General features: G+C 57.7%; 5 protein-coding genes. 2 read left to right on the forward strand and 3 right to left on the reverse strand.

The genetic code is table 11. The annotated features are described in order from the left end of the window. The first annotated feature begins 150 nt into the window (after positions 1–150). Positions 151–1242: a Xaa-Pro peptidase family protein gene (locus KKG35_15360; GenBank protein MBU1739506.1), complete on the forward strand. Its 1092-nt coding sequence runs from the start codon at positions 151–153 to the stop codon at positions 1240–1242. Positions 1243–1350: 108 nt separating this feature from the next. Here KKG35_15360 and KKG35_15365 read toward each other — a convergent pair whose 3' ends face one another. Continuing rightward, positions 1351–3237 (reverse strand): CZB domain-containing protein, encoded by a 1887-nt coding sequence (locus KKG35_15365; protein ID MBU1739507.1) that lies wholly within the window; start codon positions 3235–3237, stop codon positions 1351–1353. A gap of 422 nt (positions 3238–3659) precedes the next feature. On the opposite strand from KKG35_15365, the gene KKG35_15370 reads away from it, so the two are divergent. Further along, positions 3660–4637, forward strand: coding sequence for a tRNA-dihydrouridine synthase family protein (locus tag KKG35_15370; protein ID MBU1739508.1), 978 nt, complete (start codon positions 3660–3662; stop codon positions 4635–4637). Positions 4638–4696: 59 nt separating this feature from the next. Here the strand turns inward: KKG35_15370 and KKG35_15375 are convergent, their stop codons facing one another. Continuing rightward, positions 4697–5359: a serine/threonine protein phosphatase gene (locus KKG35_15375; GenBank protein MBU1739509.1), complete on the reverse strand. Its 663-nt coding sequence runs from the start codon at positions 5357–5359 to the stop codon at positions 4697–4699. Beyond that, positions 5356–5680, reverse strand: a 325-nt coding sequence (locus KKG35_15380) for a hypothetical protein (protein ID MBU1739510.1), incomplete at its 5' end; no start/stop codon positions are given. The genes KKG35_15375 and KKG35_15380, both read right to left, overlap by 4 nt.

A 5680-nucleotide genomic window follows, 5' to 3' on the forward strand; every position in this document is an offset into this window, starting at 1 on the left:
CGGGTGGTTTGCCACCCTGGGCATTCGCGGCCGGGAGGCCGCTCCCACAGAAGGCCGCTCCCACAGGAGGGGGGCTTCTGCAGGGAGTTGCTCCTGCTTAACTTGCCGGGGATTGTGGATTGATCGACGGAGACAGGGAATAGAAAGCCGATGAAGCGATTGCAGAGATTGAAAAACATCCTCCGGCGTCAGGACATTGATGCGATGCTGGTCACCCAGCCGGAGAATCGCCGTTACCTGAGCGGATACACCCCCGGCGACCTGAACATCGGCGAGAGTTCAGGCGCGCTCCTGATTTTCCGGAGCGGACGGCCGGTCCTGATGACCGATTCCCGTTTTCAGCTGCAGGCGGAAGAAGAGGTTTTTGTCTATGACGTTTTGATTTACAAACGAGGGCTCCTTGAATTGTTGAAGACTCTGCTGGTGGGCAGGGGGGTCCGGAAGCTTGCCTTCGAAAGCGAGTATTTTCTGTACAGCTCGTATGAAAAACTGCAGAAAATATCAGATGAACTCAAGATCGAGCTGCTGCCCCAGGCCGGGGTGGTCGAGAAAAAACGCAAAGTCAAAGATGATGGGGAGCTTGCGAAAATCCGCGCCTCGGTCGCTTTGAATGAAGCCGTTTTTCAGGAGGCGTTCAAAAAGATCAGACCAGGAATGAGCGAGCGGCAGCTGGCAATCCTGATCGAGACCCTGATGCGGGAAAAAGGGGCCGAACGGCCGAGCTTTGAAACCATTGTCGCCGGTGGGCCAAACGGTGCGAAGCCCCATGCGGTTCCAGGCGACCGACCGTTACAAGCGGGAGAGCCGATTGTGATCGATATGGGGCTCGTTCTGGACGGGTATTGTTCCGACATGACCCGGACGGTAGTTCTTGGTGAGCCGGATGAAAAAACAAAACAGATCTTCCGCCTGGTGAGAAAGGCCCAGCTGGCAGGAGTCATGGCGATCCGGAGTGGCGTCACCGGAAGTGTGGTGGACAAAGCTGCCCGGGACATCATCGAAAAAGGCGGGTTTGGAGAATATTTCGGTCATGGTCTGGGGCATGGGGTAGGGCTTGCGGTCCACGAGGCGCCGTCGCTTTCCGGTCGCTACCGGAAAAAATTGCAGCCCGGGATGGTGGTCACGGTCGAGCCTGGAATCTATCTCCCCGGCTGGGGTGGGGTGCGGCTGGAGAATATGGCGGTGGTGACCGCGGACGGGTGCGAGGTGCTGAACACCGACACCACCTTTCTGGATCTGTAAGTTCAAAGGAGCCTTTTTTTGATCCCGGCAGCTCGCATGGTTGATCGCGAAGTCTTTCCTGGAGCCTGTTTTCGGGAAAGCAGGCTCCCTCTTTCCCTAAACAGCACCCTACATGGGCAGTGCCTGGTGCTTCGAAACCTGGTGGTGCGGGTGGCCCGGGGGCGCATTTCCCTCAGCACCGTTTAAGCTGCTGCCCACCAGAACAAGAAGTTCGTCGACCAGCGATTTCATCATCTCGGCCTGGGCATTCAATTCTTCGGAGGCGGCGGCTGATTCTTCGGCGTTTGCCGCATTGTTCTGGGTGACGGTGTCGATTTCGTTGATCGCCTTGTTTACCTGGCTGATCCCCTGGGACTGTTCCTCTGACGAAGTGGAGATTTCAGCGACCAGGCTTTTCACCTTGCCGGCCGATTCCATCGCCGTATTGAATGAAGCGCTGGTCTCCGAGACCAGCAGGGAGCCGGTATCGATCTTTTTGACTGTATTCTCGATGAGGTTTGAGGTGGTTTTGGCGGCTTCCGCCGCCCGCATCGCGAGGTTGCGGACCTCGTCGGCCACCACGGCGAATCCGGCTCCGGCCTCGCCGGCCCTGGCCGCTTCGACAGCCGCGTTCAGGGCCAGGAGATTGGTCTGGAATGCGATCTCGTCGATGGTTTTGACGATCTTCTGGGTTTCGGCACTGGCGTTTGAGATCTCCTCCATGGACAAGGTCAGTTTCCGCATTGATTCATTGGACTCGGTGAGTACTTTGGAGGCCTCCTGCATCAGCCGGTCTGCCTGACCGGCGCTGTCTGCGTTCTGCCTGGTCATGGCCGCCATTTCCTCAAGGGAGGAGGAGGTCTCCTCCAGGGAAGCGGCCTGCCGGGATGCGCCATCGGCCAGAGAATTGCTGGTCGAGGAGATCTCGGCCGCGGCCGAACTCACCTGCCCGGCGCCGACTCCCATCTCTCCGGCGACATTTTTCAGGACCCGGACAATGCCCCGGCCGATGAAAAAGGCGAGCAGGACTCCGACGAGCAAGGCGGATAACACGAAGAACCTGGACTGCAGCCGGGTGGCTCCTGCCGCCTCCAGCATTTTTTCATCGGTGATCACGGTCTGTCTGGCCGTGGCCCGGATGGAATGCAGCAGCGTCTGGACATTTGACAGCGCCGGCAGGGTTTCGGCAGCATAGATTCTTTTCGCCTCGCTCATGCCGCTCACGGCATGAAGGGCTTCCTCTTTGAGGGTGTTCAGGGTCTTCAGGGTCCCCGCCAGGAGCGGCAGGGTCTTCTGCCGGAAAAGATTTGCAGCCATTTCCCTGTTGCCTTCTTGAAGCAGGGCGCCGATCTCGATGGCCGAGTGGTGCATTTCGTTATGGGTGTCGGGGATGGAGTCAAAGGCTGCTCTGAATTCCTTGCTCCCGTTGGCATATGCGGCTTTTGTCGCGTCGGCGAGCAGCCATTTGCCGAGGACGCATTTCGCGGGGTCGGTCTGCACGGTCAGGGACTTGCCGGAATTGATGATCGCGTCACGGATGCCGATCGACCAGTTCAGGTGCGCGCTTTCAATGTTGGCGAGTTTCTCGGGGAGGGTGACATCGGCCGGTTTGAAAGCTTTCCCGATGCTGATCGCGGTCTGATGCAGTTTCAGATGCGGCTCTTCAATTTCCTTGAACAGGGGGGTCAGGGCAGGCGCCAGCCGTTCGGCTTTTTTGCGGCCTTCGCCGTACAGCCATTTGCCGAAGCCGCACTGGTGGTCGTCGGTCTCGACCGAGAGGGTGGTGACCGTGTCGTCGGTCAGCAGGGAGTTGAGCTTTGCGACCCAGTTCAGATGGTCGATCTCTTTCTGGGCCAGATCTTTGTCCAGCATATTGCCGTCGATGACCTGTGCCGCATTGCCCACAATCCCCGAAACTCCGAATTCGGTGATAATCCCGAGCGCTAATATCAATGCAAGTACTACACCGAACCCCAATGCGATCCGTTGTCCGATGTTCATGGTTTTATTGTTCATAGAGGCTCCCGAGGTTATTGAATATTTGAGTGTCACCATCCCGGCTCGATGGAGACCGTCAATCAGTCCAATAAAGTATCCGGTAAAAGAAACATCAGCGTCAATTGCCACAATGTGCCACTTGACCCATTCGTCTTGTCAAATGTCTGAAATCAAAGGGTATTTTTTTAAAAATACTTGCAAAATACCGGCGCTTCGGCATGTGATACAACATATTGAATGTTTCGGGGGGCTGCCAACGACATTTTTCCCCCGGCCATTGCGCTGCTTGCCCGGTATTGTTTCAGACTTGGCAATTTTTCCCATTAGTGGGTAGAATCCTTCGACATATTTTTTTGGCTGATTACCACTGAAATTCAGCGGTAATCAGATATTTTTATCGCTGACGATCAGTCGTAACCTCAAATCAATCCTGGACCGTCTTGGCCATTCCAGCCCCCTTCCATATCGGCAAGGTCGTCGTCGATCCGCCTCTGGTTCTCGCCCCGATGGCCGGGGTGAGCCATTCGCCGTTCCGGCGGCTGGTCGCCTCCTTCGGCCGGCCCGGTCTTTTTTTCAGCGAGATGCTGAGCGCCAGACACCTGCCGCAGGATGTCCGGGGAAATTCCCTGTGGCTGCAGCGGCATGAGGTCGAGCGTCCCATGGCCTACCAGATCGTGGCGCCGAACCCGGAAGAGGCGGTGGCCGGGGCAGAGGCCCTGGCCGGATACGGGGCGGAGATCATTGATTTGAACCTCGCCTGTCCGGCCCCTAAAATCGCCCAGCGGGGGTCGGGAGGGCACCTTCTCTCCGATCTGGATCGGATCGGGGCGATCCTCACCGGCCTGCGGCCTGCCGTTTCCTGCCCGCTGACCGTCAAGATCAGGCTGGGAAGGGAGCCGGATCTCGCCTTCCTGAAAGACCTGGCCGCCATGCTGGAGGCTTGCGGAATTGATGCGATCACCCTCCACCCCCGGCTCACCACCGAAAAACTCAAAGGGCGGGCGCGCTGGGAGTATATCGGTCATCTCAAGAGCATGACCCGGTTGCCGGTGATCGGCAACGGCGATGTCGAAAGCCGGGAGGATTGTCTGGCCATGTTTTACCGGACCGGTTGCGACGGGGTGATGATCGGCCGGGCGGCGGTCAAGAAGCCCTGGCTTTTTGCCGAAATGATGGGGCGGGAGCAGGAGATCAACGCCGGGTTTCTGTGGGATACCTACCGGGAGGCGTGGCGGCTGATCACCGAATTCTTCCCGGAGCATCAGGCCCTGGGGCGGATCAAGGAGTTTACCTGGTACTTCAGTAAAAACCTTCTGTTCGGGCACCGGTTTGCCGCCCGACTGCAAAATCTAACGACCCTGGAGGCGTGTCGAGATTTTGCGGAGCAGGAATTTCCCCGCGCGGTGGGTTCGGGTTGAAACGCTCAAACGTTCAACCGCTCAACCGCTGAAACATTTGAACGCTGAAGCGCTCTGCATCAGGCGTGATAAAAGTGTTCACCGGGCAGTTCCACGGCGGTGAGGATATTGCCGTAGACGGCGCCGGTGTCGATGCCGATCTTGTTGGGGGTGACCAGGGGCAGTTCGAATTCGGTGTGGCCGAAGATCACCTTTTTGCCGAAATCAACGGTTGAGGAGAGAAAACTGTCCCGCGCCTCGCAGAAGGAGGTCGCGTCCTGTTCGGTCAGCGGCACTCCCGGCTCGAGGCCGGCGTGGGCGAAAATATACTCCTCGCTTTCCCAGTAGAGGCGCAGGTTTTCAAGAAAGTCGAGATGCGCGGCTGGCATGAAGCTCAGGGACCGGAGGCTGAAACCGGTGTGGACGCCGTAGCTCTTCAGGGTGGAATCGATCCCCATCTTGCGTAAATATGGGAGCAGGGCCGGGTCGCCGCTGCGGTGGTATTCAAGGAGCAGATATTCATGGTTGCCCAAGAGGGCGATCAGGTCGGGTGATTGTTCTTTAAGTTCGCAGAGCAGATCGAGAACTTTCGCGGTGTCCGGCCCGCGGTCGATGTAGTCGCCCAGGAACACCAGCCGGTCGCGGCCGGGCTCATAAGGAATCCTGGACAGCAGTTTCTGCAGCTTGGCAAAGCAGCCGTGCAGGTCGCCGATGGCGAATATCTTTCCGGAGTGACTGGTCATGAATACAGGATTTCGTCTTCCCATATTTCGAGACTGTCACCGGTGCTCAGGGCAAAGTTCTTCGGAAGCTCGGTCAGAATCGCCGCAAAAAGGTGATCATCATCAATGTGTTCAATTTTCAGATCGATACAGCCGCTGTCAACCCGTGGCGGTTTTCCCGGGCCGACAGGGAAAAAGGCCCTGATGGTGATCCGGTCGCCGACCGACAGTTCGGAGAGTGTGGCGCCCGGATAATCCGGAAACCGATTCGGATAGAACCCGCTGGTTCTGGCGCTGGTGCGGCTGAAGATATGATAGCCGTCCGTCTCTATGTCGTCGTAG

The sequence above is a fragment of the Pseudomonadota bacterium genome (assembly GCA_018823285.1).
Lineage (GTDB): Bacteria > Desulfobacterota > Desulfobulbia > Desulfobulbales > JAGXFP01 > JAHJIQ01.